Source organism: Erwinia sp. QL-Z3 (assembly GCF_004551645.1).
Taxonomy (GTDB): Bacteria; Pseudomonadota; Gammaproteobacteria; order Enterobacterales; family Enterobacteriaceae; genus Erwinia; species Erwinia billingiae.
The window spans coordinates 359,103-385,680 of record NZ_CP037950.1; the positions used below are offsets into that span (position 1 = coordinate 359,103).

19 protein-coding genes and 3 tRNA genes are annotated in these 26,578 nt (G+C 56.6%); 6 read left to right on the forward strand and 16 right to left on the reverse strand.

From position 1 onward, the window contains the following. Window positions 1–174: 174 nt before the first annotated feature. Entirely contained in the window at window positions 175–399 is a 225-nt protein-coding gene (locus tag E2F51_RS02350; RefSeq protein ID WP_013203583.1) for a YgdI/YgdR family lipoprotein, read from the reverse strand. Between the two features lie 224 nt (window positions 400–623). Between E2F51_RS02350 and csdA the strand changes: the two genes are divergently transcribed. Next, window positions 624–1,829 carry a cysteine desulfurase CsdA gene (gene csdA, locus E2F51_RS02355; protein WP_134822642.1) on the forward strand — a complete coding sequence of 402 codons (1,206 nt, stop codon included), beginning with the start codon at window positions 624–626 and terminating at the stop codon, window positions 1,827–1,829. After that, complete coding sequence (gene csdE / locus E2F51_RS02360) at window positions 1,829–2,272, forward strand: cysteine desulfurase sulfur acceptor subunit CsdE (protein ID WP_053143802.1); 444 nt, start codon at window positions 1,829–1,831, stop codon at window positions 2,270–2,272. The genes csdA and csdE overlap by 1 nt, the downstream gene beginning before the upstream one ends. Before the next feature lie 22 nt (window positions 2,273–2,294). Here the strand turns inward: csdE and tcdA are convergent, their stop codons facing one another. Continuing rightward, window positions 2,295–3,095 carry a tRNA cyclic N6-threonylcarbamoyladenosine(37) synthase TcdA gene (gene tcdA / locus E2F51_RS02365; protein ID WP_134822643.1) on the reverse strand — a complete coding sequence of 267 codons (801 nt, stop codon included), beginning with the start codon at window positions 3,093–3,095 and terminating at the stop codon, window positions 2,295–2,297. A gap of 55 nt (window positions 3,096–3,150) precedes the next feature. Beyond that, window positions 3,151–4,296 carry a murein transglycosylase A gene (mltA, locus tag E2F51_RS02370; RefSeq protein ID WP_013203587.1) on the reverse strand — a complete coding sequence of 382 codons (1,146 nt, stop codon included), beginning with the start codon at window positions 4,294–4,296 and terminating at the stop codon, window positions 3,151–3,153. Between the two features lie 205 nt (window positions 4,297–4,501). Here mltA and E2F51_RS02375 point away from each other — a divergent pair. The 3 genes from E2F51_RS02375 to E2F51_RS02385 all read left to right on the forward strand — a co-directional run bounded on the left by E2F51_RS02375 (window position 4,502) and on the right by E2F51_RS02385 (window position 4,864). Beyond that, window positions 4,502–4,578 (forward strand) — tRNA-Met (locus E2F51_RS02375). Between the two features lie 65 nt (window positions 4,579–4,643). Next, a tRNA-Met gene (locus E2F51_RS02380) sits at window positions 4,644–4,720 on the forward strand. 67 nt (window positions 4,721–4,787) lie between these two features. Further along, a tRNA-Met gene (locus tag E2F51_RS02385) sits at window positions 4,788–4,864 on the forward strand. 112 nt (window positions 4,865–4,976) lie between these two features. On the opposite strand, the gene amiC is transcribed toward E2F51_RS02385, so the two are convergent. Beyond that, a complete protein-coding gene (amiC, locus tag E2F51_RS02390) occupies window positions 4,977–6,230 on the reverse strand; it encodes an N-acetylmuramoyl-L-alanine amidase AmiC (protein WP_105760082.1) in 1,254 nt (417 codons plus the stop codon). 236 nt (window positions 6,231–6,466) lie between these two features. Between amiC and argA the strand changes: the two genes are divergently transcribed. Further along, a complete protein-coding gene (argA, locus tag E2F51_RS02395; RefSeq protein ID WP_134822644.1) occupies window positions 6,467–7,813 on the forward strand; it encodes an amino-acid N-acetyltransferase in 1,347 nt (448 codons plus the stop codon). A gap of 53 nt (window positions 7,814–7,866) precedes the next feature. Here the strand turns inward: argA and recD are convergent, their stop codons facing one another. The 12 genes from recD to rppH form a co-directional block, all read right to left on the reverse strand. Then, window positions 7,867–9,702: an exodeoxyribonuclease V subunit alpha gene (gene recD / locus E2F51_RS02400; RefSeq protein ID WP_134822645.1), complete on the reverse strand. Its 1,836-nt coding sequence runs from the start codon at window positions 9,700–9,702 to the stop codon at window positions 7,867–7,869. Next, window positions 9,690–13,235: an exodeoxyribonuclease V subunit beta gene (gene recB / locus E2F51_RS02405; protein ID WP_134822646.1), complete on the reverse strand. Its 3,546-nt coding sequence runs from the start codon at window positions 13,233–13,235 to the stop codon at window positions 9,690–9,692. Before recB ends, recD begins: the two co-directional genes overlap by 13 nt. After that, window positions 13,232–16,117: a pitrilysin gene (gene ptrA / locus E2F51_RS02410; protein ID WP_134822647.1), complete on the reverse strand. Its 2,886-nt coding sequence runs from the start codon at window positions 16,115–16,117 to the stop codon at window positions 13,232–13,234. The genes recB and ptrA overlap by 4 nt, the downstream gene beginning before the upstream one ends. 159 nt (window positions 16,118–16,276) lie before the next feature. After that, a complete protein-coding gene (gene recC / locus E2F51_RS02415) occupies window positions 16,277–19,645 on the reverse strand; it encodes an exodeoxyribonuclease V subunit gamma (RefSeq protein ID WP_134822648.1) in 3,369 nt (1,122 codons plus the stop codon). Window positions 19,646–19,722: 77 nt separating this feature from the next. Next, window positions 19,723–20,031, reverse strand: coding sequence for a prepilin-type N-terminal cleavage/methylation domain-containing protein (locus tag E2F51_RS02420; protein ID WP_134822649.1), 309 nt, complete (start codon window positions 20,029–20,031; stop codon window positions 19,723–19,725). After that, on the reverse strand, window positions 20,009–20,452 hold the full coding sequence (locus tag E2F51_RS02425; protein WP_134822650.1) for a DUF2509 family protein: 444 nt from the start codon (window positions 20,450–20,452) through the stop codon (window positions 20,009–20,011). Before E2F51_RS02425 ends, E2F51_RS02420 begins: the two co-directional genes overlap by 23 nt. Further along, entirely contained in the window at window positions 20,449–20,997 is a 549-nt protein-coding gene (locus E2F51_RS02430) for a prepilin peptidase-dependent protein (RefSeq protein ID WP_041692110.1), read from the reverse strand. The genes E2F51_RS02425 and E2F51_RS02430 overlap by 4 nt, the downstream gene beginning before the upstream one ends. Continuing rightward, entirely contained in the window at window positions 20,988–21,428 is a 441-nt protein-coding gene (locus E2F51_RS02435; protein ID WP_371732153.1) for a prepilin-type N-terminal cleavage/methylation domain-containing protein, read from the reverse strand. Before E2F51_RS02435 ends, E2F51_RS02430 begins: the two co-directional genes overlap by 10 nt. Before the next feature lie 286 nt (window positions 21,429–21,714). Next, window positions 21,715–22,509, reverse strand: coding sequence for a thymidylate synthase (gene thyA / locus E2F51_RS02440; RefSeq protein WP_013203598.1), 795 nt, complete (start codon window positions 22,507–22,509; stop codon window positions 21,715–21,717). Continuing rightward, on the reverse strand, window positions 22,506–23,387 hold the full coding sequence (gene lgt / locus E2F51_RS02445; RefSeq protein WP_013203599.1) for a prolipoprotein diacylglyceryl transferase: 882 nt from the start codon (window positions 23,385–23,387) through the stop codon (window positions 22,506–22,508). Before lgt ends, thyA begins: the two co-directional genes overlap by 4 nt. Before the next feature lie 143 nt (window positions 23,388–23,530). Then, a complete protein-coding gene (gene ptsP / locus E2F51_RS02450; RefSeq protein WP_013203600.1) occupies window positions 23,531–25,777 on the reverse strand; it encodes a phosphoenolpyruvate--protein phosphotransferase in 2,247 nt (748 codons plus the stop codon). A 12-nt stretch (window positions 25,778–25,789) separates the two neighbouring features. Further along, complete coding sequence (gene rppH / locus E2F51_RS02455) at window positions 25,790–26,317, reverse strand: RNA pyrophosphohydrolase (protein WP_134822651.1); 528 nt, start codon at window positions 26,315–26,317, stop codon at window positions 25,790–25,792. Window positions 26,318–26,578 lie beyond the last annotated feature (261 nt).

A 26,578-nucleotide genomic window follows, 5' to 3' on the forward strand; every position in this document is an offset into this window, starting at 1 on the left:
GAAACGCCGGATTTTGAAGGGCTTTTGGCTTGTGGTCGTGATGTTGTGTTTGCATTTGATCTGACGCTTTTCAGATCTGATAGCCTGGCTATCTTTTATTCCTGTAGATTTACCCTGTCTGTCCATAGTGATTAATAGCACCGCAAATTGCGGTGCTTTTTTTTTGCCTGAAGCTTACTGGCCCATCTCAACCATTTCTTTCACGTCAGAACGGTTGATCTGCTGTTTGTTGCCATTGGCATCCTGATAGCTGATCATACCGGTATCGGTGTCGACCACAGGTTTGCCGTCTGCGACGATAGTGCGGCCATCATTGGTATGCATCACATAGTTGCTTGAACAAGCAGCCAGGGTAAAGGTCATGGCACAGGCGGCCAGAATTGCAGCAAATTTTTTCATCTTTATTCTCCTTGAAGACGGTAATCCGATAAATCACCTTCAGAGCACGACCTGTTGGCAAAATGCGGGTAAATTGCCTGCCAAAAGGGTGCTTATCTGCTGGTAATGTTTTAAAGCTTTCCTGAAAAAGCATAACCCGCTTTTCCAACTTTGCCAGGAATATGCCTGTTATTCAGAGTGGTCCTGAGTGATACCGCACCAATACATCATTAGTCGAGGAAATTATGACAAGCTTTAATCCCGCCCTCTTTCGTCAGCATTTCCCGGCGCTGGCTGATGCTGGAGTCTATCTCGACAGTGCGGCCACCACCTTAAAACCCTCGGCAGTGATTGACGCTACCCGGCAGTTTTACAGCCTCAGCGCCGGCACCGTTCACCGCAGCCAGTTTGCTGCTGCCCGTGAATTAACCGAAAAATATGAGCAGGCGCGCGAACAGGTTGCCCGGCTGCTGAATGCCCCGCTGGCGACCAATATCGTCTGGACCAAAGGCACCACCGAAGCGATTAACCTGGTGGCTCAAGGCTATTTTCGTCCTCGTTTAGCGCCAGGTGATGAAATTCTGGTGAGTGAAGCCGAGCATCACGCCAACCTGGTGCCGTGGCTGATGGTTGCCGCCCAGACCGGCGCAAAAGTGGTGAAGTGGCCGCTGGGCAGCCATCTGCTGCCCGATATGGCCTTGCTGCCTGAACTGCTGTCGTCAAAAACCAAAGTGCTGGCACTTGGACAAATGTCGAACGTCACCGGCGGTTGCCCTGATATCGCTCAGGCCATCGCGCTTGCTCATGGTGTCGGTGCCAAAGTGGTGATTGATGGTGCTCAGGGGGTGGTTCACGCGCCACCGGATGTGCAAACCCACGATATCGATTTCTACGCATTTTCTGCCCACAAGCTGTATGGCCCCATGGGCATTGGTGCGCTGTATGGCAAAACCGCGCTGCTGGAGGAGATGGAACCCTGGCAGGGCGGCGGCAAAATGCTGAGCAGCGTCAGCTTTGATGGATTCGTTCCGCAGCCGGTGCCGTGGCGCTTTGAGGCAGGAACGCCAAACGTCGCCGGCGTCATTGGGTTAAGCGCCGCGCTAAGCTGGCTGGAAGGCATTGATTTGGACGCCGCCGAGAGCTGGAGTTGTGGATTAGCCGATGTGGCAGAAGAACGCCTTTCCGCGCTGAGTGGATTCCGCAGTTACCGGGCCAGCCGCTCCAGCCTGCTTTCGTTTGATATCGCCGGCGTGCACCACAGCGATGTGGTCACGCTGTTGGCGGAAAGCGGCATTGCCTTAAGGGCCGGGCAGCACTGCGCACAGCCGCTGTTGCAGGCATTAGGAGTAAGCGGGACTTTGCGTGCGTCATTTGCGCCGTATAATACCCTTCACGATGTAGACGCGCTGGTCAAAGGGATGACCACCGCACTGGACCTGTTAGGCGATTAATCATGACTTCTTTACTGGCACCTCATCCCTTCGGCGAACTGATTACCGCCGACGGCCTGAAGCAAAAATTCTCGGCGTATACGCAATGGGAAGACCGTTATCGTCAGCTGATCCTGATGGGAAAACAGCTTCCGGCGCTGCCAGAGGCATTAAAAACGGCAGATATCGAACTTAGCGGCTGTGAAAATCGCGTCTGGCTGGGGCATCAACGGCGTGAAGATGGCAGCCTGCACTTTTACGGTGATAGCGAAGGCCGGATCGTGCGCGGACTGCTGGCGGTATTATTAACCGCCGTAGAAGGTCAGCAACCCGCCACTCTGCTGAGTCACGACCCGCTGACGCTGTTTGATGAGCTGGGATTACGTGCCCAGCTGAGCTCGTCGCGCAGCGCTGGGTTGAGCGCGCTGGCGGAAGCGGTGATCAAAGCGGCTAAGGAAAGCTAAGGCTCACGCCTGGTGCACGCCATCAGGCGCGCGCGGCTTTCGCCATCATCTTTTTCAGCACGTGGGAAACGGCAATAAAGCCAAAGGTTGCCGTCACCATGGTCGCCGCACCAAAACCTGACGCGCAATCCATCTTCTTCGGACCTTCCGCCGTGCTGCGGGAGGCACAAACCGAGCCATCCGCCTGCGGATACATCAACGCTTCCGTCGAAAATACGCAGTCGATCCCCAGCTTGCCCTTACTGTTTTTCACGATCTTAAAATCGCTCTTCAGCCGCTCACGCAGTTTGGCCGCCAGCGGATCCTGAATAGTCTTCGCCAGATCGGCAACCTGGATCTGGGTCGGATCGATCTGCCCACCGGCTCCCCCCGTGGTCACCAGCGGGATCTTGTTGCGGCGGCACCAGGCCAGCAACGCGGCTTTTGGCCGGACGCTGTCGATCGCATCAATCACATAGGTAAAGCCGGCGCTCATCAGCTCAGACGTATTATCCGGGGTAATAAAATCATCCACGCAGGTGACTTTGCACTCCGGGTTAATCGCCAGAATACGCTCGGCCATCACGTCGGTTTTCGCCTGGCCAACCGTCTCTTTCAGCGCATGGATCTGCCGGTTGGTATTGGTGACGCAGACATCATCCATATCAATCAGGGTGATGGCACCAATGCCGGTGCGGGCCAGCGCCTCAGCGGCCCACGAGCCGACGCCGCCAATACCCACCACGCAGATATGCGCGTCGGCAAACAGCTGCAGCGCCGGTTGCCCATACAAACGCGCCGTGCCGCCAAAGCGTTGCAGCCAGGCGTCAGAAAGAGAAGTCATGCTTTACCTCAGAATTCAGTGAAGGGCTGGCGAACCAGCCCGCTAACAGCAACGCTTACTGGGTCAGCAGAGCGGAACCGTTAGTGCTATTTGATGCAGAAGAGAATACCGGCACACCGGCACCAGGGGCTGATTTCAGTACCCAGACGCGGCCATAATGGTTGAACCAGCCGGCCATATGCCCCGCCTGCTCACCAATGCCCTGATAGATATCAAAGTGTTGGCCTTTGATCGCACCGCCAACATCCAGCGACACCATCATTCGCATCTCATATTTTCCGGTAAATTTACCGTTGTTGTCCAGTATTGGCACTTCGGCCAGCAGCGCGGTACCCGGCGGGATCAGCGAACGGTCAGACGCCACGGAGGCTTTCGCTACCAGCGGAACGGCGCTGGCTCCGCGCACCGGCGCAAAGTTTTCTGGCTTGAAGAACACAAAGGATGGGTTCTGCTCCAGCAGTTCGCGCACCTGTTCCGGGCTGTGCTCTTCGCCCCATTTACGGATCGCCTGCATCGACATATCTTCGCGCTTCACTTCACCGCGATCGATTAACACCTTGCCGATACTGCGGTACGCGTGGCCATTCTTGCCGCCGTAACCAAAGAAGGTCAGCGGACGACCGTCGCCATAATCCACGTAGCCGCTGCCCTGCACATCCATAATGAAGTTATCCATCAGCGAGTTGCTGTAGCCAACGATGTAGCGATCGCCCAGCGCGCCGCTATAAATGTCCGCACGGCTTGGCAGGCGTCCGCCTTTAGCACGCGCAGGCATTCTGTATAAAGGATATTGGAACTCGCCCTGGCGCGTGTAACGGGCCTGCAGCACCGGCGTGTAGTAACCGGTGAACTGCACGTTGCCATAGTTATCGGTGCCTTCCATCTGATAGGCATCCAGACCAAACTGACGCAGCTGGCGCGTGTCGCCGCCCGCCATCAGCCAGGCTTTAATCGAACCGTAGGTGCCGGTCTGGCGGGAATACATCGCCGGCGACGCGTACTGAATTTCGCTGACCTGATCGCTGAAGTCTTTGCCATTCACCGGACGCCCTTTCGCATTCGGCTGATTGACCAGTCCGAGCGGCTCGTCCAGCTTTCCGTCTTTATACTGCTGGCCACGATCGGTCGGTTTTGAGGAACATCCCGCCAGCAGGGCAAGCAACGCCCCTGTTACTGCAAACTTCGCCCAACATCCTTTCATTATTTCACTGCCCTCTATGCGGAATTCCTCGCCGAAGATAGCAAAGGCACCGGGAGAATTAAACGGCTCAACGGTAAAGTTCATCGGTTGCTGTACGAGAATAAGGCAAATGCAGAAGAAGTGAGCAGTAAGCGCTATTTTGATGACTTTATTGCAGAAAGGGGTTGCATCAAAACTCCTACAGCGTATAGTGCGCTTCCACAGACGCGGGATGGAGCAGCCTGGTAGCTCGTCGGGCTCATAACCCGAAGGTCGTCAGTTCAAATCTGGCTCCCGCAACCATTTCTCTTCGGAGAATGTTCTGTGAACAGCAAGACCTGTTGTGATGGAAGCAACAGTATATCGGACGCGGGATGGAGCAGCCTGGTAGCTCGTCGGGCTCATAACCCGAAGGTCGTCAGTTCAAATCTGGCTCCCGCAACCATTTCTCTTCGGAGAAAGCAGTAAAAGAAAGACCTGTTGTGACGGAAGCAACAGTAGTACACTACGGACGCGGGATGGAGCAGCCTGGTAGCTCGTCGGGCTCATAACCCGAAGGTCGTCGGTTCAAATCCGGCTCCCGCAACCAACTTAACACCTTAACGGGTGTTTTTTTGTTTCTGGCCTCCGCCAAATTCCCCGCAATGGATTTGCCTGTCTGCTTAATGCCGGGCGAGCAGCACCCCGCCCCACAATCCCGATTATTTTCTGGGTGCCAGGCTTGCGCCACTGGCGAAGTACGCTTTGATCCCCGCCAGAATAGATTCCGCTACCTGATGCTGATAACGCGTCGTCCGCAGCTTTCGCTCTTCTTCTAAATTACTGATAAACGCTGTCTCCACCAGAATCGACGGAATGTCGGGTGCTTTCAACACGGCAAAACCGGCCTGGTCGACGGTTCGCTTATGTAAATGGTTCACCTTACCGATGCGGGACAGCACCTCTTTACCAAATTTCAGGCTGTCGTTGATGGTCAGACTCTGCACCATATCGAACATGGTGTGATCGAGATAGCGATCGCCGCTCATGCTGACGCCGCCAATCAGGTCTGATTCATTCTGCGTCTGCGCCAGAAAACGTGCCGCAGTGCTGGTCGCGCCTTTGGTCGAGAGCGCAAATACCGACGAGCCGCGTGCCGCACGGCTGGTGAAGGCATCGGCATGGATGGAAATAAACAGATCGGCACGCTGTTTGCGCGCTTTGGCCACCCTGACTTTTAGCGGAATAAAGACATCTTCGTTGCGCGTCATATAGGCACGCATATTGGGCTGCTTGTCAATCAAGACCTTCAGTCGTCTGGCGATCTTCAGCACAATGTCTTTTTCGCGGGTTTTATGTTTACCGATGGCCCCCGAGTCTTCGCCGCCGTGCCCCGGATCGAGCATGATCACAATCGGCCGATCCCGCCCCGCCTTGCCCGGCAAAGCCGCCGCTGCAGGCTGGCTCTTTTCCAGATCGCCTTTATTGTAATCTTCCAGTAACGCCAGAAGCGGATCGTCAGCATGATCGTAGCTGCTGCCTTTTGCCGGATAGAGATCCAGCACCAGACGATCGCGGATCCCGGCGACGGGCGCGAGGGTGAAAATCTTTGGCGACACATTTTGCTTCAGCTCAAGCACCAGTCGGACGGTATTGGCATCGAACTGCCCCACTCGGGCATTTTTAATGTAGGGATCGTCGCTGCGCACCAGGTTCCCGACGCCTTTCAGCGCATGGTTAAGCTGGATATTGGCAATATCGATCACCACGCGTTCGGGATGACTGAGCGCAAACTGCTTATATTTCAGCGGGCGGTTGGATTCCAGCGTCAGCCGTGAATAGGTTGAAGACGGCCAGATGCGGATCGCCACCACATGGCTGCTGGCGGCCAGGCCTACTTTGCTGACGCTTAGCAGCACGACGGCGCCGGCGCTTTTTAACCACCGGCGACGGCCAGGTGAGGGTAAATCGGACATGCTACTCCAGAGGTGTTTGCTGAACTGTGTCTAAAAAAAAGCCAAATGACTACCAAGTGCAAAAACTTTAGCGAATCCCTCCGGCGGTGTCACCCAGAAAAAGCGATAAAATGCAGCGTATTAGCGTGGCCGCCAGGGGAAGAAACCAGAAAATACTGAGAAATTGCCCCTTGCGCCCGGCCAATAAAAGAATAAAAATACACTTTTAGCGAATAATAATTCATAGAGGGTTTGCCGTGAAGGAACGGAGTACCGAGCTGGTTCAGGGTTTTCGTCATACCGTGCCCTATATCAATGCCCACCGTGGTAAGACGTTTGTCATTATGTTGGGTGGTGAAGCCATCGAGCATGAGAACTTCTCAAGCATCGTCAATGATATTGGCCTGCTGCACAGCCTGGGCATTCGCCTGGTGGTGGTGTATGGCGCCCGGCCGCAGATAGACGCTAACCTGGCTGAACACCAGCTGGAGCCGATTTATCACAAGCATACCCGTGTCACCGATGCGCAATCCCTTGAGTTGGTTAAGCAGGCCGCGGGCCGTTTACAGCTGGATATTACCGCCCGCCTGTCGATGAGCCTGAACAATACCCCGTTGCAGGGTGCGCATATTAATGTGGTCAGCGGCAACTTTATTATTGCCCAACCGTTAGGCGTGGATGATGGCGTGGCTTACTGCCACAGCGGCCGTATTCGTCGTATCGATGAAGAAGCGATTCACCGTCAGCTGGACAGCGGCGCGATCGTGCTGATGGGGCCGGTTGCGGTTTCCGTCACCGGCGAGAGCTTCAACCTGACCTCTGAAGAAGTGGCGACGCAGTTAGCCATCAAGCTGAAAGCCGAGAAGATGATTGGTTTCTGCTCCGAACAGGGCGTGACCAATGATGAAGGCAATATCATCTCCGAGCTGTTCCCGAATGATGCCCAGCAGCGCATTGAAGAGTTGGAAACGCGCGATGACTACCTGTCCGGCACCGTGCGTTTTCTGCGTGGTGCGGTTAAAGCCTGCCGCAGCGGCGTGCGTCGTAGCCATTTGATCAGCTACCAGGAAGACGGCGCGTTGTTACAGGAATTGTTCTCGCGTGATGGTATCGGTACGCAGATCGTGATGGAAAGTGCCGAGCAGATCCGCCGTGCCACCATTAATGATATCGGCGGCATTCTGGAGTTGATCCGTCCGCTGGAGCAGCAGGGAATTCTGGTTCGTCGCTCACGCGAGCAGCTGGAGATGGAAATTGATAAGTTCACCATCATTGAGCGCGATAACCTGACGATTGGCTGCGCCGCGCTCTATCCGTTCCCGGAAGAAGCGATTGGCGAGATGGCCTGTGTGGCGGTGCATCCTGATTACCGCAGTTCCTCGCGCGGTGAAGCCTTGCTGGAACGCGTGGCACTGCAGGCGCGTCAGATGGGGCTGAAGAAACTCTTCGTGCTGACCACCCGCAGCATTCACTGGTTCCAGGAACGCGGCTTTACGCCGGTCGATATCGAACTGCTGCCGGAAAGTAAAAAGCTGATGTACAACTATCAGCGTCGCTCAAAAGTGCTGATGGCCGATCTGCGCCACGCGCGTCTCTTCTCCTGAAGACCCAAAAGGGGCGATTTATCGCCCCTTGTTAACGTCTCATCTCAGCCAAATTATTCGGTCAGCCGTTCGACCAGCCCGCTGCGCCTCAAGGTGCGCATTTTCACCGCGCTGTTTAACACGTTTTGCTCGGCATACAGCGTTAAACGTAATTTCGCGCGGGTGATGGCGGTGTAAACCAGCTCGCGGGTCAGCACCGGCGTGAACTGATTAGGCAGCACCAGCACGGTGTGATCGAATTCGGATCCCTGCGATTTATGCACCGTCATCGCATAGGCGGTATCGTGCGGCGGCAGTCGGCTGGGCTGTACGGCTTTGATGCTGCCGTCAGGCAGTGGGAAGAACACCTTCAGCGCCTGTTCCTCATCCAGCATCGCAATACCAATGTCGCCGTTAAACAGCCCCAACGCACTGTCGTTGCGGGAAATCATCACCGGCCGGCCGGGATACCATTTATTCGCCGCGCCCGGTGAACGACGGATCAAGCCCGCTTTTTGCAGCGAGACCTCAATGCGTTCATTCAGCCCCATCACTCCAAACGGCCCTTCGCGCAGCGCGCAAAGCAGCTGGAAACGGCTAAACGCATCCAGCACATCGGCAGGCTGTGCACCGGCTGCAAGGCGGCTCAGATAGTCGCGGTATCCGGCAACACAGGCAGTAAGCAGATGCTGATACGCTTCGCTACTCCCCAACGTGAAGCGCTCAATATCGGCGTAATCAGCGGCAAAGACTGCATCGACCTGGCGCGTATCGCCCGCATTGACGGCCAGCGCCAGCTGACCAATTCCTGAAGAGGCATCGAAGCGGTAGCTCTTGCGCAGCAGGCAAATGCTGTCACGCACCGGCGGCGCCTGCGGGTCTTCCCGGCCTTCGATAAGGCTGCCCGTTAAGGCGCTCAGCTCTTCTGCGCGCGCAAGACTGTATCCCGTTTCAGCGCACCGGCAGATATCGCCCAATACCGCGCCCGCTTCAACCGAGGCCAGCTGATCGCGGTCACCGAGGAAGATCACCCGCGCCTGCGAAGGTAACGCGGCAATCAGGTTAGCCATCATCGGCAGATCGACCATCGACGCTTCATCCACCACCAGCAGATCGAGGTGCAATGGGTTACCGGCGTGATAACGCATTCTCTGGCTGCCGGGCACCGCACCGAGCAGGCGGTGCAGCGTGGTCGCCTCAGCCGGGAACCGCTGTTTCTCCTCGTCACTGACCTCCAGCCGCTGCAGGGCTTTGCCCAGCGATTCGGTCAATCGGGCCGCGGCTTTACCGGTTGGCGCGGCCAGACGGATGCGTACCGTCTCTGCCGACAGCGAGAGCAAGGTGGCCAGCAGTTTAGCCACGGTGGTGGTTTTACCGGTGCCCGGTCCGCCGGAAATCACCGAGATCTGACGAGTTATCGCGACCGCAGCCGCAATCTTTTGCCAGTCATCCGGCTGCTGACCAAACTGCCGATCGAGTGCTGCGCGCAGCTGCTGCGGGTCGAATGCGGTTACAGCGGCTTCCCGTCCAATAAATCGCGCCACCTCTCCTTCAGACTGCCACATGCGGTGCAGGTAAAGACGCTGCTGATGCAAAACCAGCGGTGTGGCCGTGGAACCGTCACCGACGGCCTCCGAATTTTGCAGCAGGTCCAGCCACGCTGGTTCACCCGCTGCCCGCCACAGCTGACGGGCAAGTTCAGGCTGTCGTCCGTCAAACAACGCCTGTTCGGTAAACTGGGCCAAAGGCAGGCAAACATGCCCTTCTCCCGCTTCCGCGCTGACGCAGGCCGCGGCCAGCATTAAAGCAGGATGATCTTCAGACGCGATCATGCGGGCAAACTGTATATCCAGCGAGCGGAACAGCCGCAGTTCACCAGCCTGTTGCAACAGCGCGGCTATCCCTGACATACGTCCTCCTGCGCGGTACCGGCAAACAGCGCGTCCAGCGCGGTGATAAACCCAACATCCGGCCGCGTTCGGTAAATACCGTTCTCGCTGGCGGTGCCGTCCACGCCGCGTAAAAACAAATAGAACACGCCACCAAAATGCTGCTGATAGTCATAATCCGCCAGACGATGGCGCAGATAGCGGTGCAGCGCCAGGCTGTAAAGTTGATACTGCAAATCATAGCGGTGCGACTGCATTGCCAGCGCCATCGCCTCTGGCGTGTAGTCTTCTGCTGAAGCACCGAGCCAGTTGGATTTGTAATCGAGCAGGTAATATTTCCCCTGCCAGCAAAAGACCAGGTCGATAAAGCCCTTCAGCATCCCCTGAACCTGCTGGAAGTTCAGTGGAGGACATTCGGCAGAAAGCGGATCGTGTTGGCGAATAAGCTTATCCAGTCCGGAAGCGGTCAGCATTTGCTGGATCGGCAGATAGAACTGCAGCTCGACCTGGCGCTTATCGGCAGGGAGCTGGCTGAGGCTGACGCCGGAATCATCCAGCGGCGTTTGCAGAATCCGCTCCAGCCAGGCCTTCATCACCGGCAGCCAGGCAAGGTCATGTCCCTGCGCCAGCAGCTGCTCGCTGAGCCACTCATCCTCAACGGGTTGCGTGAAGTCCAGGTTTTCAAAAAGCCCGTGCAGGAAGGTCCCCGGCGCGGCGCCACGCGGAAAACTGTGCGGCGTCAGCTGGCTGATCAGCGGGTTCTGACCTTCGCCTGCGGCATCGACGTCCAGTTTAGGTAGCAGGTCGAAGGTGACCGACTGTCCGTGTTGCTGAAGGCCGGAGTAGCTGGTAACTCGCCACTCATCGCGCAGCGTTCGGCCGATCTGCTGGCTGCTTAATACCTGCTCTTCATCCTGCACCGGCTGCCACGGCGTGGCATCTGGCGCTGCGGCGGCAATCACCTCAATAGAATCATTTTCCAGTGACTGGAGATGGCTGAGCAGCTGGCTGGCATCGGCAGCTTCGCCATGCTGAACCAGATAGCCCAACGCGCTGCGATGCAGGTCACTGTTGCCCTCTTTCTTGCGGTTGCCTTTAACCAGAGGCGCAATGCCTACGCTGCAATGCCAGACCGAACGGGTCAGCGCCACATACAGCAGCCGCAGATCTTCGGCCAGCCGTTCCTGCTCGGCCAGCTCAACACTCTCTTCATCGTCACGCAAATCCAGCAAGGCCTGATAGCTCTCACGGTCGTGATAAATGCCCTGTCCCGCTTCGCGATAGTTGGCGACAAATGGCAGCCAGACCAGCGGATACTGCAATCCTTTGGATTTATGGATGGTGACGATCTGCACCAGATGACGATCGCTCTCCAGCCGCAGCTGCTGGCTGGATGACTGCCCGTTGGGCTGAGCCACTTCCTGCGCCAGCCAGCGAACCAGCGCATGTTCACTGTCCAGCTGGGCCGAAGCTTCCTGCAGCAGTTCACCGAGATGCAGCAGGTCGGTCAGCCGCCGTTCCCCGCTCTCTGAAGCCAGTAAATCTTCGGCAATCTTGCGGTTAATCATCAGCTCACGCAGCATCGGCAGTACGCCGCGTTTTAGCCAGCGTTGACGGTAGCCGTCGAACTCATCCACCAGCGCATCCCAGGCACGCTCATTCTGATTTAGCGCATCCAGCGTGACCGCATCCAGACCAAAAATGCTGGTGGCCAGCGCGCTGCGCAGCACGCGTTCCTGCTCCGGGGCCAGAACCGCCTGCAGCAGCCAGAGCATTTCACGCGCTTCCGGTGTGGTGAAAACGCTGTCGCGGTTTGAAAGATACACTGAGGGAATATTCAGGCCATTCAGGGCTTCACGCATCACCGAGGCTTCACCGCGGCTGCGAACCAGAATGGTGATATCAGAGGCCTGAACCGGGTGACGTTTTTCGCCTTTGCCAATCAGCGCAGTACCTTGCTGACCCGCGGTCAGCCAGTGGCAAATTTCCGCCGCGCACTGACGAGCCATAAACTGTTGGTAATCACTTACTCCCACGCCATCGCCAGGCTGCAGCCAGAAGCGCAACGCCGGTTGCTCAGTGCCATCCAGAGTAAAACTCAGGGCGGCATTTGGTCCGGCAGGTTGCACCGCAATAAACGGGATATCGCTGAATAAAAACGGATGTTGTTGCTGAGAAAACAGACGGTTAACGCTGTTAACCATGCCCGGAGAAGAGCGCCAGTTAGTCTCCAGCGTATAGTGGGCACTAACTTCATTACGCGCTTTCATATAGGTGAAGATGTCTGCACCACGGAAAGCGTAAATCGCCTGCTTCGGGTCACCAATCAGCAACAGCGCGTTCTCGGGCTGCCTGCCATACAGGGTACGGAAGATGCGGTACTGCTGCGGATCGGTATCCTGGAATTCATCTATCAGCGCCACCGGATAGCGTCCACGGATAGCCTCAGCTAATGCGCCTCCGGCCGGTTGCTGAAGCGCACTGTCCAGCCTGCCCAGCAGATCGTCAAAGCCCAGTAACGCGTTGAGCTGCTTCTCTTTTTGCGTGGCAAAACGGATTTCACTTAAGGCGCGTGCGATCACCAGCTCACGCAGAGAGAGAGGCTCCGCCAGGAAGCGGTCTATCTCGTCAAACAGCGGATGCTGAGGTGCTTCACCCTTTTTGGTTTTCTCCAGCAAAACCCGCTGACTAAAACGCTCGAGATCTTTGGGGAAGCTGTAATCCTGCGTCTCTTCCGTCGCCCACTGATTAAGCTTCTCCAGCCAATTAGGTAAGTGCTTACTACTGTAACTGCGCTTATCCACGCCAGAGTTAGCAATCACATCATGCAGATTTCCCGCGGCCAGCCAGGCGGCCTTCAGCCGGTCAATCTCGGCAATGATTTTTTCATGCCGCTCGGTAAAGGTTTCCTGCAGATTGGGCGGGTGTTTGAGTGACGGTGCTTCACCGTTCAACCAGGGCGATAGCGTGCTGAGCAACTGCTCCGGCCCCTGCCACATCTGGGTCATTACCCGGGCAATCGGCAATGGCAACGGATAACAGTAGCGACGCCAGAAATCAGCCGTGGCCTGTCGGCGTAACGGATACTCATCTTCAATCAGCTGTTGTTCAAACAGCATGCCGGATTCAAAGGCGTTGAGGTTGAGCATGCGCTGGCAAAAGCCGTGAATGGTGAAGATCCCGGCGTCATCCATCTGGCGCTCGGCGGCCAGTAACTGGGCAGCGGCCTGCTGTAAATCGGGGATTTGCTCAAGGAGTTGGGCCAACATCACATCTGAAGACTGCCCCCGCACGCAGGCGATGCGCAGCTTATGGATGTTTTCCCGGATGCGGCCACGCAGTTCAGCGGTGGCCGCCTCGGTGAAGGTCACCACCAGAATTTCCTCTACCGGCAGAGGGCGGCTATAAGCCGCTTCGCCGCCCAGCCCTAATAATAAACGCAGGTAGAGCAACCCGATAGTAAAGGTCTTGCCGGTGCCTGCCGAGGCCTCGATAAGCCTTTCTCCCTGCAATGGCAGCGTTAAGGGATCAAGGCGCTGGGCAAGTTGAGTCATGGTTTATCGCTTTTCACCGGGAAAGATTGCTGCAGTTTGGACACTTCTTTCCAGTTGGTAAAGCCTTCTGGTTTGGCATAATCCGCCTTATCGTGCTGACTGCCTGAAATTTGTGATAACAGCGTCAGGCCCTGCGGTTCAATCACCGCCTTGTGGAAGAAGGTGGCCATTTTTTCCGGCGTCAGCGCCTGGATCTGCGCAATCACCTTCTCGCGCGTATCAAACTGGTAGTTTTCACGGTTGAAGTCTTTGCTGAAGCGCCCGGCTTCTTCATCCAGGGTTTGCGGTCGCTGCTTCAGCTCGTTGATCATCGACGCCTGATACTGTGCAAAATCGTCTTTGCTCATCTCACGCAGGCGTTTTTCCGCGGTTGGATAGAACGCCTGGAAACGGGTCAGCAGGTAGGCTGGCTGCTTCACGTTACTCTGCAGCAGGAAGCCAATGCCCCACTGACGGCCAACCGGCATCTGGAAGGAGAACACCGCATAGCCCAGTTGCTCTTCGGTACGCAGCTGGTTGTAGAACCACGGCTGGATGATCTGGCTTAACAGCGCGCTACTGGCAACGCTCTCATATTCCGGATAGCCCAGCGGGACATACAGCGCGGCCAGCGCAGAATCAGTACTGCTGCCTTCATCCTGCAAGTTGGCGGAGGTTTTCTTGTCGATGTACAGATACTGACTGTGCCACCAACTTTCGCCTGAGCAGTTCAGCTGGCTCTTCACGTCCGTGGCCAGGGTCTTGGTGGCGTCTTCGGTCATGTTACCCACCACCATCAGCTCCGGCGTCGCCTTCTCCAGCAGCATATTGCGGTAGGCTTTTACGTCATCCAGCGTGATGCCCGCCACCAGCGCACGGCGTTCGCTGCGTTGAGTGTAAGGCAGCTGCGAAACCATCTGGGCAGGCTGAATGGCCAGCTCAAAGGCTTTGCCCTTCGCTGCGGAGGCCAGCCGTTCCAGATACCAGGACTTCGCCTGATCCAACATCTGCTGATCGGGCTGGTAGGTGGCGTAGCTTTTCAGCAGCTCTTTCATCAGTTCTGGCAGATGCTGGGTGAACCCACTGGCACTAAAAGTTACGCCATCGTCTTCACCGGTGGAGAAACTGATCCCCGCCACCGAGGCCTGAGAATTCAGCTCGTCCAGCGCCAGCCCGGCCATATAATCATTCAGCCCGTACATCACCTGATTTTTAGCCGTGCTCATCGCCTCTTTATTACGCAGCGAAAGGGTAATACTGGCCTTGGGGTCATCGGCGTAATACTGGCTTGGCATATAAAACACCCGCAGACCTGGCTGATTCACCACTTCAGCCGGATGATCGTATTTATGATCCGGCTTAATCAGGCTGAAATCGTTCGGGATATACGGGTTAAGCACCGGCAACGACAGGTCGATTTTTTCACTGGCCGCCTGCCACTGCGCGAAATGCTCAGGGGTGATGGTATCGACCTGATAAGGCGCGTTAACGAAATACGCCACTTTGTTGTGAGGTTCATCCGGGCTGATATACCAGATGCGGGCATTCTGTGGCGTCATGCCGTCAAGACGGGCCTTGATCGCCTGCGGATCGTACTGGTCGGCGATATAGGGGGCGTCCAGGGTATCGGCAACCGGAACCCGCAGCATGGTGTCAGCCAGCCATTCGATATAATCCATATCGCGGGTAATGGATGGGTAACGGAAATCGAGATTCAATACGTTGGCGACTTCATCGAAATAGCGCTTATCGATGCCGCCAGTGCGCAGCGTATTCAGATAGCTGAACACCGCCGCAACCACCCGATCGCGGTCAGCCTGGCCCTTATCGGTCAGCGAAACGGAAATAGAGAACACGCCGCCGTTGCGGTCAACCACCGGGTCGGCGCCGGCATCAATGGAATCCGCCAGCCCCTGATTTTGCAGCCAGTCAGAAAGGGTGTTCTTACTGCGGTTGCCAATCAGATAGGCAATCAGCGTGTCGGTCTTACTGCGGAATTTGTCGCTGTTATTTTCAATACGGAATTCAATTTTCAGCTGCTTGCGCGGTTGAGCAGGCACGTAATGAATGATGATGCCTTTCTGCTTGTCGGTGACCACCGGCACGGTGATAGCCGGCACCGTCGCATTACGGTTTGCCACCCGGCCAAAGGTTTTGGCCGCGATGGTCTGCAGCTCATCCATCGGCTTATTACTGTAAATCACCGCCTTCATCAAATTGGCAGAGTAGTAACGCTGATAGAAGGCGGTTAACGCATCGTGCAATTTACTGTCCGGCTTGTCCTTCAACGTGTCCAGATTTCCGCCGGAGAACAGCGAGCTTGGGTGATCGGGATTCAGCGTTTCGGCACCCACTTGCGCCATACGCAGGCCGTCGCGTGAGCGAGCCATGGTCAGTTCCGCATTGACCGCATGACGTTCACGATCGGCATTGACCGGATCCAACAGCGGTTCGGCAATGGCATCCGCCAGGCGATCGACCGCCGGTTCCAGCGCGTCGTTTTCCACTTCAAGATAGAACGCGGTGCGATAAGACGCGGTGCTGGCATTGTGGCTGCCGCCATGCTTTTTAAGGAATTCGGCCAAATTGTCAGGTTGAGGATAGCGTTTTGAGCCCATCAACAGCATATGCTCAAGGTAATGAGCCAGCCCTTGTTGGTTGCGCGGGTTTTCTAAGGAGCCTACAGGGATGGTCAGCGCGGAAAGCGATTTTGTCGCCTGCGGGTCAGAAACCAGCAGCACCGTCATGCCATTATCCAGCTTGATGGCCTGATACTGACGAGGGTCTTTTTCACTCTTGCGGATCGTTTCAGGGATCGGCTGCCAGCCAGGTTGTGCCTGTACCAAAGGGCTCAACGTAAACAGCAGGAAAAGCGTGGAAAACCAGACTGCATAACGACGCATTCAAACTCCTCGACGATCTAATCTTCTGGCTTACCGCTCCGGTGCGGGCAGAGCGGTAGCAGACATTTAACCTGGATATTTTCTTTGACGGCTGTGGACGAAAAAGAAACAAGAAAGTAAAAAACGACAAATGGTTATAAAGTAACACTACAGGATGTCTTACTGCATGTCATTCATCTGCAGCAACGGCAGCAGCCAAATTTCCGCGTTGTGCGAGATCTGCTGCACTATTTCATCATCCAGCGTGCGGAACAGACGGGCCAGATAGGGATCGCTGCCCTCCCCTTCAATCTGCATATTCCCCTGCCAGGCCTGCAACAGCTTGATACGGGTTTTGGCCTGCGTGCTTTCGTCCATCAACAGCTGTCCGGTCTTTTCGTCATAACAGGCTTCCAGCCAGGCACCGCCGGTTCGCGGTAATAACAGTAGCGGTGAGCACATCCCCTGCTGGTAGCCTTCGACATAACGACCCAGCCATTCTCTGGCCTGTTCAGCAGGCAGTGAGGGAAAGCGCCACTGACTCTCTTTGCGGCCAACCATCCGGCTTTCGCCCTGGCCGCCAAGCGTGCAGTAAACCAGGTGTTCCAGCCACAGCGATAGCCCGTCGGTAAAGTTAAGGTGGCCCGGCCGCCAGCGCAGTAAGCCATCATCCTGAACCTGCGGCAGCCAGCCGTTCAGCTGTATCCCGCCGATCGGCAAGGCAATTTCCCAGCTGACCGCCCCGGCGCGCTGTTCGCGCACGCGATTCGCCAGCTCGGCCATCTCTTCCTGTTGCTCCAGCCAGAACAGCTCTCCATATGCCCCATAGGGAAGATTCCCTGAGGCACGCTGCCGGGCGTAAAGCGGCTCGCTCGGCTGTTCATCAATCAGGGTATTAAGCAGTTGGGTGTTGACCTGATAACGACTGAGATTATCGAGGGTGAACGGCTCCGCATCGGGTAAACCGGCCTCTTCGGCGATAAAACTTACCCCCAGCCGCTGGCTGAAAAAGGCCCGCACCGGATGCCGCCAGAAACGCACCAGCTGCTCGAAATTAAGTTCCGCGATCTCCAGCACTGGCAGCGGCTGCATAAAGGCGGGATGCGGCACGCCGCTGGCATTGGCGGCAGGCAACCATTCGGCGGCAAAGCTTTTGAATTCGGCCTGCGGCGAGAAATTTTCCGCGGCAAAAGGCATCCGGCTGTGCAGATGATGCAGATGTCGTATCACCGCCTCGGCGCTTTTGTCGACGTCGAGCGACTGGTCCTCCGGCAGGCAGAAGCTCTGGCTGATGTATTCGACCAGTTCGCTGACCAACACCGACGGGAAGCGCTCTGAGTTGTCCTGAATGGTGCGCCCGATATAGCTGATATACAGCTGCTGCTGCGCCGAGTTAATCGCTTCCAGGAACAGATAACGGTCGTCATCGCGACGGCTACGGTCGCCCTTTTTCGGCTGCTGGCTCATCAGGTCAAAGCCCAATGGCGGCAGCGTGCGCGGATAAACCCCGTCGTTCATTCCCAGCAGGCAAACCACCTTAAACGGGATGGAGCGCATTGGCATCAGCGTACAGAAGTTGATGGGACCGGCGAGGAAGCGCTGGCTGATCCTTTCCTGATCGAGGCGGGAAGCCAGTTCATCCCGCAGCAGGGAGAGTGGAACAGCCTGTTGATACTGCGCCTGGATGCCGTAATTAATCGCCTGCTGCCACTGCTCTTCAATCAGCGCCAGCGCCGCTTCGGTATCGGCATCGCCGGCAAAGAAATCCTGCAGCAGCGTCCGGCACAGCGGCAGCCACTCTTCCAGTGGTCGCGTGGTATTCAGCAGGGTTCGCCAGTGGCGCAAACGCGTCAGCAGCTCGGCCAGGTTGCCGGCCAGTTCTGCAATCAAGCCACTGGACTCATCATAAGGCAGCACGCCCTGCCAGTGACCGCTTTCACTGTTCATTGCATAGCCCAGCAACATCCTGGTCAGGCCAAATTGCCAGGTATGCTGCCCGGTCGGCGGCAGTTCCAGATCGCGGACGGTATCGTCATCCAGCCCCCAGCGGATCCCGGACTCTTCCACCCAGCGGCGCAGGCGCTTCAGCCCTTCTTCATCAATGGCAAAGCGGTTTGCAAGTGCCGGAACGTCCAGCAGTGCCAGCACCTCTTCTGAGGTGAAACGGCTGTCGGGCAAACTCAACAGCGAGATAAAAGCCTGCAAGGCGGGATGGGCCTGACTGGCGCGGCGGTCAGAAATGGCAAACGGCAAATAACGCCCGGCGGGCGCATTACCAAATACCGCCTGAATAAACGGGGTATAAGCATCAATGTCGGCCACCATCACAATCACTTCACGCGGAGACAGCGCAGGATCGTCAGCCATCATTTGCAACAGGCGATCCTGCAGCACCTCCACTTCCCGCTGCGGGCTATGGCAAAGGTGAAGGCTGATCGATCGGTCAGCAGGATCCAGCCGCCGTTTCGCCGTGCTGGTTTCCCACTCATTTTGTTGCAGGCCAATCACCGCGTTGTCTTCCAGCTCTAACAGGTCGCGCTGTACCGTTTGCAGCAAGGTAGTGGGCTCAATATCGACAAAGGCGTCTATTTCCTGGCACTCCATCTGGGCCAGCAGAAAGAGGTTATCCCTGCCCAACTTACCCCAGGAGGCCAGCAATGGATTGCTGAGCTGCTGCTCACCCGCGTCATTAAACAGCGCGGAGGCATCGGCCTGGCGGAACAGCGGGCTTTCACTCTGCCGCTGAAAATGCTGACGGTGGCGGCTCTGTAGTTTGGCGAGGAAAGCATAATCCTGAATGTCGCCCCAATAATGGCGGCAGGGATTGGTAAACAGCAGATGGATATCAATGTGCCTGCCCAGCGCTTGCAGCGCCTGCAGATAGACCGGTGGCAGGGCAGAAATACCGCAGATAAACACCCTGTCAGGCAGATTGGGCGGCCGCTCATTGCTGCTCTCAAGCTTACTGATAAAGCGTGCATAGAGATTGGCGCGGTGCCATTCGGGTTGGCCCAGTTCGGCGGTGTATTCCACCAGCGCGGCCCATAACGGTGCCTGCCACTGCTGCGCCTCGCCCAGCCCGTCAATGATCTGGCCTTTCTCCCAGCTGTTGAGCCATTCCGGGCGATAGACCAGATACTGGTCAAATAAATCCGCCACGCGGGAAGCCAGCTGGAAGAGTTTGCGCTTGTCCTGGTCTTCGGTCAGATAGTGCTGTAACAGCGTGAATTCGGGGCGTGTCAGCATCGCTGGCAAAATAGCCATCAGCTTCCAGCTCATGCTGGCTTTATTAAAGGCACTCTCTTTAGGAATGCCCGGTAAAACGCGAACAAACATGTCCCAGATAAAGGTCGCCGGTAACGGGAAGGCGATGTTGGCCGCAATACCAAACTGCTCAGCCAGCGACATTTGTAGCCACTGCGCCATGCCAGGGCTTTGTACCAGCACCACTTCAGACTGAAAGGGATCGCGCAGGGGCTGGTTTTCAATCTGAAAAGCCGCCAGCGATTTCAGCAAGTCCAGCTGATTTGAGTGGTAAACGGTAAACATGTCTGCTCCTTTTCCGGGATGTTGCTTTGCGCCAACACTGTAACCTGTCAGGGGCAGGTTGCAAATCGCCAGTCCCGTCACTCGGTGATATCGGGGCAACGCAACAAGGTTAACTGCGCCTGACGTCCGAGCGGGCTGACCACCGTCGCAGTTAATAGCGGACAGTTTGCTGGCCCCATCTGCTGCACCACCGCGCTATGCCAGTTGGCTGGCTGATAGCCCTCGAAACGCTGTAAGGCATAGCGCCAGGCCTCACGTTGTTGTGCCTGCTGCTGGAACCCTTTGGCCAGCGCCAGCTGATACTGCAGTAAGGCCGTTAAGCTGCAGGCAAACAGCAGCAGCGCAACCAGGGTTTCCGGCAGGCTAAAGCCCAGCTGATTTTTCATCGGGATAGCATCCTTCTTCCTCTGCCAGCGGGCAGTAATCAAGCCAGCCGTGGGGCAGCGGTTTGAGGCTCATCGCCTCCGGTCGTGCTACCCACTGATACTGGGCAATAGTGCCTGGCCCGCTGTCGCCCATTAACAGCTCGCGCTGGTCATTAACAGTCAGCAGGCAACTTCGCCAGCCGCTGGCGTTTTCCCGCTGACATTGCCATTCCGGCGAGACCGGCCACCGTTGTCGGGCTCCCCAACTCAACGCCGAGCTGGCCTGCACCCTTTGTTGCAGGAACTGCCGTTCATCATTGACCCGGCTCAGCCCGCCATCCAACTGCTTGCGCGTGGCATTGAGCAAGGCCGCCGATAACGCCAGCAGGATAATCACCATAATCAACGCGCCGCCGCCCTGCTGCTTTGGTAAATCAGTCATAGATTGGCCGGGGTCAACCAACGCTCCACCGTCAGCCGAACGGAGGGAAAGGCTTTGGCGAAGGCGGTGATCGCCAGACGGATCTGGCGATCGACCTGGGTTGCCCGGAACGACTCGATGGTCACGGTGCGGGGGTCGTTTAGCCTTTCCCAACCGCCACCGTCACACCGATCGACGCCCCGCTGCGTTTCCAGACTGCCGTCACGCCAACGGTAGCCATAGAAATCACTGTCGCTGCTTTCCACGCCTTCCCATTTGCCGTTACTGTTTTCATCCCAACGCACCAACAGGCAGTGGCCATCAGCGCCGAGAGTCAGCCCCTGTCCGCGACATTCTCCCCGGCAATATCCAGCCCGGAGCACCGATTTTTCCAGGGTGAACATCATCAACTGCAATTCTTCCTGCAATTGAAAGCGCATCAGGGTTTGCAGATTGTTGCGTTGCAGCACCGGAAGCAGCCTGGCGGCGCTAAGCAACAGCACGCTACTGATGGCCAGCGCAACCAGCATTTCTGCCAGGCTGAATCCCGTCTGCTTCACAGGCAGTTATCCTCACATATCCGCACCCGTCCCCGTGACGACACCACCACATGGCGTTCACCGGCTTCCCCGGCGAGGACAATGCGGCCGGGACGAGCAACATTATTGCGGCCATAAAAGCCCATTTCCTCGGTCAGTGAACGCAAGCCGACCTCCGGCCAGGGTGCGGGAAACAGGCTGCGTGAGGCTTTGCCGCAGCGTTGCTGCGGGCCGCTGCCCACGCACCAGGCTGCCCCAGTGCGTCGCCAAAGTATCCGCGCGGCGTTGTGCTCATTCGCCTCGCTGCGCAACCGCAACAGGAAATGCTGGAGCTGGCGCGCGCTGTCATTCAGCCGTTGCAACTGCTGCCAGCTTTGCCAGCTGCTCATGGCACCGAGCGTCAGGATACTGGCAATCACCATGACGATTAACAGCTCGGCTAAGGTAAATCCGCTCATCGTTTTCATCGCTGTATTGTGCTTTTTACCACACATCAATCCAGCGGCAATCCGGCAAAGCACGCGGCGTTTTCCAACAAGAATTTGGCGTTGCAGCATAAGGACAAAGTATTTGTGGGGGCTCTCGTAAAATGATTTGCTGGACGGCGAAGCGAATACAACAGGGATTGCCTGGCTCCAACGGCTATCCTCTGCTCGAAGACCGTTTTGCCTGTTTTCCTGTGGCTTAAACCTGAGGAGAGAATAAAAGGAAGGACAGGAGCGGAGGGTTCCGCTCCTGCTTAACTCAGATAGCGACCGGCGCCTTGATAGGCGGATGCGGGTCGTAGCCTTCAATCTCGAAATCTTCAAAACGGTAATCAAACAGCGAAGCAGGCTTGCGCTTAATCACCAGTTTTGGCAACGGACGAGGTTCACGCGTCAGCTGCAGATGGGTCTGCTCGAGGTGGTTGCTGTAAAGGTGCGTGTCGCCGCCGGTCCAGACAAAATCCCCGACCTCCAGGTCACACTGCTGCGCAACCATATGCACCAGCAACGCATAGCTGGCGATATTGAACGGCAGGCCAAGGAAGATATCGCAGGAGCGTTGATACAGCTGGCAGGAGAGCTTGCCATTCGCCACATAGAACTGGAAGAACGCATGGCAAGGTGCCAGCGCCATCTTATCCAGCTCGCCGACGTTCCAGGCTGACACGATGATGCGGCGGGAATCCGGGTCGCTTTTTAACTGTTGCAACACGTTGGTCAGCTGATCGATCTCACGACCGTCGGCAGCCCCCCAGCTACGCCACTGTTTGCCATACACCGGGCCCAGGTCGCCGTTTTCATCGGCCCATTCGTCCCAGATGGTGACTTTGTTCTCTTGCAGATAGGCGGTGTTGGTATCCCCATTGAGGAACCACAGCAGCTCATGCACGATTGAACGCAAATGACATTTCTTGGTGGTGACCAGCGGGAAACCATCCTGCAGATTGAAGCGCATCTGATGGCCAAAAATCGACAGCGTGCCGGTTCCGGTACGGTCATCCTTCGGCGTGCCCTCTTCCAGCACTTTTCGCATTAAATCCAGATACTGTTTCATTTTGCCCCACGTACTTGCTGCGCGCCCTGACGGCGGTAGGCCCAGACCATCATGATCACGCCGGCCAGAATCATCGGAATAGACAGGATCTGCCCCATGCTGATGGCGTTATCGAACAGGCCCAGCTGCGCATCCGGCTGGCGGAAGAACTCAACGATGATCCGGAACGCGCCGTAACCGATCAGGAACAGGCCGGAGACCGCGCCCATCGGGCGGTTTTTACGGATAAAGACGTTAAGAATGATAAACAGCACCACGCCTTCCAGCAGCAGCTCGTAAACCTGCGAAGGGTGACGCGGCAGCACGCCGTAGGTCGCCAGCAGTGACTGCCATTCCGGGTGAGTGGCTGCCAGCGCAACGTCTTCGCTGCGCGAGCCTGGGAACAGCATTGCCCACGGCAAGTCCGGTGCCACACGGCCCCACAGCTCACCGTTGATAAAGTTGCCTAAGCGCCCGGCACCCAGACCAAAAGGGATCAGAGGTGCAATAAAATCAGCCACCTGGAAGAAGTTACGTTTGGTGCGACGCGCGAACCACAGCATCACGCAGATCACGCCGATCAGGCCGCCGTGGAATGACATGCCGCCATCCCAGACTTTGAACAGGTACAGCGGATTGTCGAGGAACAACGGCATGTTGTAGAACAACACGTAGCCGATACGCCCACCGAGGAACACGCCGAGGAAGCCTGCATACAGCAGGTTTTCAACTTCTTCTTTTTTCCAGCCACTGCCAGGCTTGTTGGCACGACGCACGGCCAGCCACATGGCAAATACAAAGCCAACAAGGTACATCAAACCGTACCAGTGCAGGGAAATTGGCCCGATGGAGAATATTATCGGGTCAAATTGAGGGAAAGCCAGATAGCCGTTATTCATCTTTCACCATTGTTAAAGTCTGTCCTGACCTGCAGGCGACGGAATAAGTAAACCAGTGCGCGCGGGGCGCTGCATTAAGGCGCGCATAATAGCACAGCCCGAATTGTTGCGACCTCGCGGAACTGTAAACTTTGTTAAGAGATTCAGCGCCCGCCGCGGATCAGCCCGCCAAGGCCCCGCCGCTCCATAAAGGCGGCAACCAGGTGGCGGACGTCGCTGGCCAGCATCGCGTCAAGCGCGCGGTTGGCCAGCGCGTGGGCTTCTTCGTAATCAATGTGTTGCAGCAGGTATTTTACCCTCGCCACGTTACGGCCGTTCATGCTCAGGTGGTGATAACCCAGGCCAATCAGCACCGCCACGCAGATCGGATCACCCGCCATCTCGCCGCACAGGCAGAGCTCAACGCCCGCCTTTTCGGCTTCCAGCGCAATGGTCTTCAGACCGCGCAGCACCGCCGGATGCAGGCTGTCGTAAAGATTGGCGACCCGCGTATTGTTGCGGTCGACCGCCAGCAAGTACTGGGTAAGATCGTTGGTGCCGACCGAGACAAAATCGACGCGGCCGGTCAGATGCCCGATCATAAAGATCATCGATGGCACTTCGATCATTACCCCGATGCGCGGTTTCGGGATGGTGTAACCCAGCATCTCTTCGACTTCGCGCCCGGCACGATCGATCAGCCGTTTGGCTTCGTCAATTTCATCGATGCTGGTGATCATCGGCAACAGAATGCTGAGGTTATCGCTGGCAACGTTGGCACGCAGCATAGCGCGAACCTGCACGAGGAAAATTTCCGGCTGATCCAGCGTCAGGCGAATGCCGCGCCAGCCGAGGCACGGGTTTTCCTCACTGATCGGCATATACGGTAGCTGTTTATCTGCGCCGATATCCAGGGTGCGCAGCGTCACCGGCTTGTCGAGGAACAGCTGCAGCATGCCCTGATACTGCGCGACCTGCTCCTCTTCTGAAGGGAAGCCGTTTTGCAGCATAAAAGGAATTTCAGTGCGGTACAGACCGACGCCATCCACCCAGCTTCCCAGCGCTTTTTCATGTTCAGCGCTCAGACCGGCATTCAGCATCACCTTCACCGGCTGACCGCTTTTCAGCGTGGCGGGCTGTTCAACGACATTTTCGGCCAGCTTGCTGAGTTCATTTTCTTCGCTGATCAGCTTCTGGTATTCCTGTACCAGTACCGGTTCAGGATCCACCAGCAGCTCACCGCGATAGCCGTCAACGATCAGCAGCCTGCCATTCATCAACTCGGGCTGAATATCCGCGCCCATCACCGTTGGAATGCCCATCGCGCGCACCATAATAGCGGCGTGTGAGTTGGCGGCACCGTCCCTGACCACCACACCCGCTAAACGGTCGTGCGGCAGCTCGGCCAGCGTGGTGGCGGTGAGTTCATCGGCCACCAGCACAAACTTTTCTGGCCAGGTACTGGTGCTCTGCACGCTGTCATCGAGGTGGAACAGCAAGCGCTGTCCCAGCACCCGCAGATCGCCCGAACGCTCACGCAGATAGCTGTCCTGCAGGCTGGCAAACTGTGCGGCAAACTTCTCAATGACTTTTTTAACGGCCCACTCAGCCACTGAACCGGCGTCGATCTCCGCATAGAGATCTTTCTTCAGCCGGTTGTCGCTGAGTAAGTGGGAATAGAGGTCGAAGATTGCCGCGCTTTCTTTGTGCACGCTGGCGGTAAAGCGTTTGCTGTAGCGACGGAATTCGCTGGAGGCTTCATCCATCGCCAGAGAGAGGCGCTCACGCTCGCGGTGCGTATCCAGCGTGGACGCGGCAAACACCAGGTCCAGCGAAGGCTGCGTGGTGTCCACCCACCCTTCCGCCACCGCCACGCCTGGGGATGCGGCCAGCGCACGAATGCGGGTCTGGCGGTACTGACCAAACAGGGCGTTGAGCTGAGACTGCGACAGAATGGTCGCCATCTGCGTGGCCAGCGTGACGAGGAAAGACTCTTCGCTCTCGTCAAACTGACGGTGTTCGCGCTGCTGAACCACCAAAACGCCTAACAGCTGGCGTCGGCTGATGATCGGCACGCCGAGGAACGAGCGGAAACGCTCTTCTTTTACGGAAGGAACATATTTGAAGCTGGGATGACTTTGCGCGTCAGCCAGGTTGATTGGCTCAGCCAGCCGGCCCACCAGCCCGACGATCCCTTCGTCAAAGGCCAGTGCGACGGTACGACCACGCGGCTTTTTTAAGCCACGGGTCGCCATCAGGTAATAGCAGCGGCGGTCGTGATCGGCCAGATACACCGAACAGACTTCGGTATCCATTGCCAGGCAGATCTCATTGACCAGGATATCAAGCGCCTCGGTTAACCGGGGCGCACCTGCCACTTTTTCAACTATTTCGCGCAGCTGTGTGAGCATAATCTACGTGGCTTAACCTCTCTTCCGTCGATAAGCGGGCATATTTCGCTGTGCGGTCGTCTCCTGCAGTGGCATGACCACGCTGGCGAACTCTTTCATCACGCGGCGATAAACGTCGCGTTTAAACGAGACCACCTGACGAACCGGATACCAGAAACTGACCCAACGCCAGCCGTCAAATTCCGGCGTGCTGCTGGTCTGCATATTGATATCTGCGTCATTGCACATTAACTGCAAAAGAAACCATTTTTGTTTCTGGCCGATACAAACCGGCTTTGTGTCCCAACGCACCAAACGTTTTGGCAACTTGTAGCGTAACCAGTTTCGGGTAGAGGCAAGGATGCGCACATCTTTGCGGTGCAAACCGACTTCCTCGAACAGTTCCCGGTACATCGCCTGCTCAGCAGTTTCACCCGCATTGATCCCACCCTGGGGAAACTGCCAGGAGTGCTGGCCAAAACGTCTGGCCCACAACACTTGTCCCTGCCTGTTACAAATTACGATACCAACATTCGGGCGGTAGCCATCATCATCGATCACTGGACTACCTCAAACTAAAACTCGGATGTTCTGATTGTTTCATACTCCTTACAGGTGGTAAACCACTGCTTTACGCCCTCAGCACGTGGCTGACGCGGGATAACTCACAGTTTTGCACCAAGTTATAAACAGAGACCAGCCAGAAAGCGCGATCTTATTCACGTTTTCTGTGGATAGCTTTGTGCAGAACTCCCTTAACGGTTGGGGAAAACTTTTTGACGCCCAATCGGCTCCCGATTTTACCGGCTGATTAACTGATTC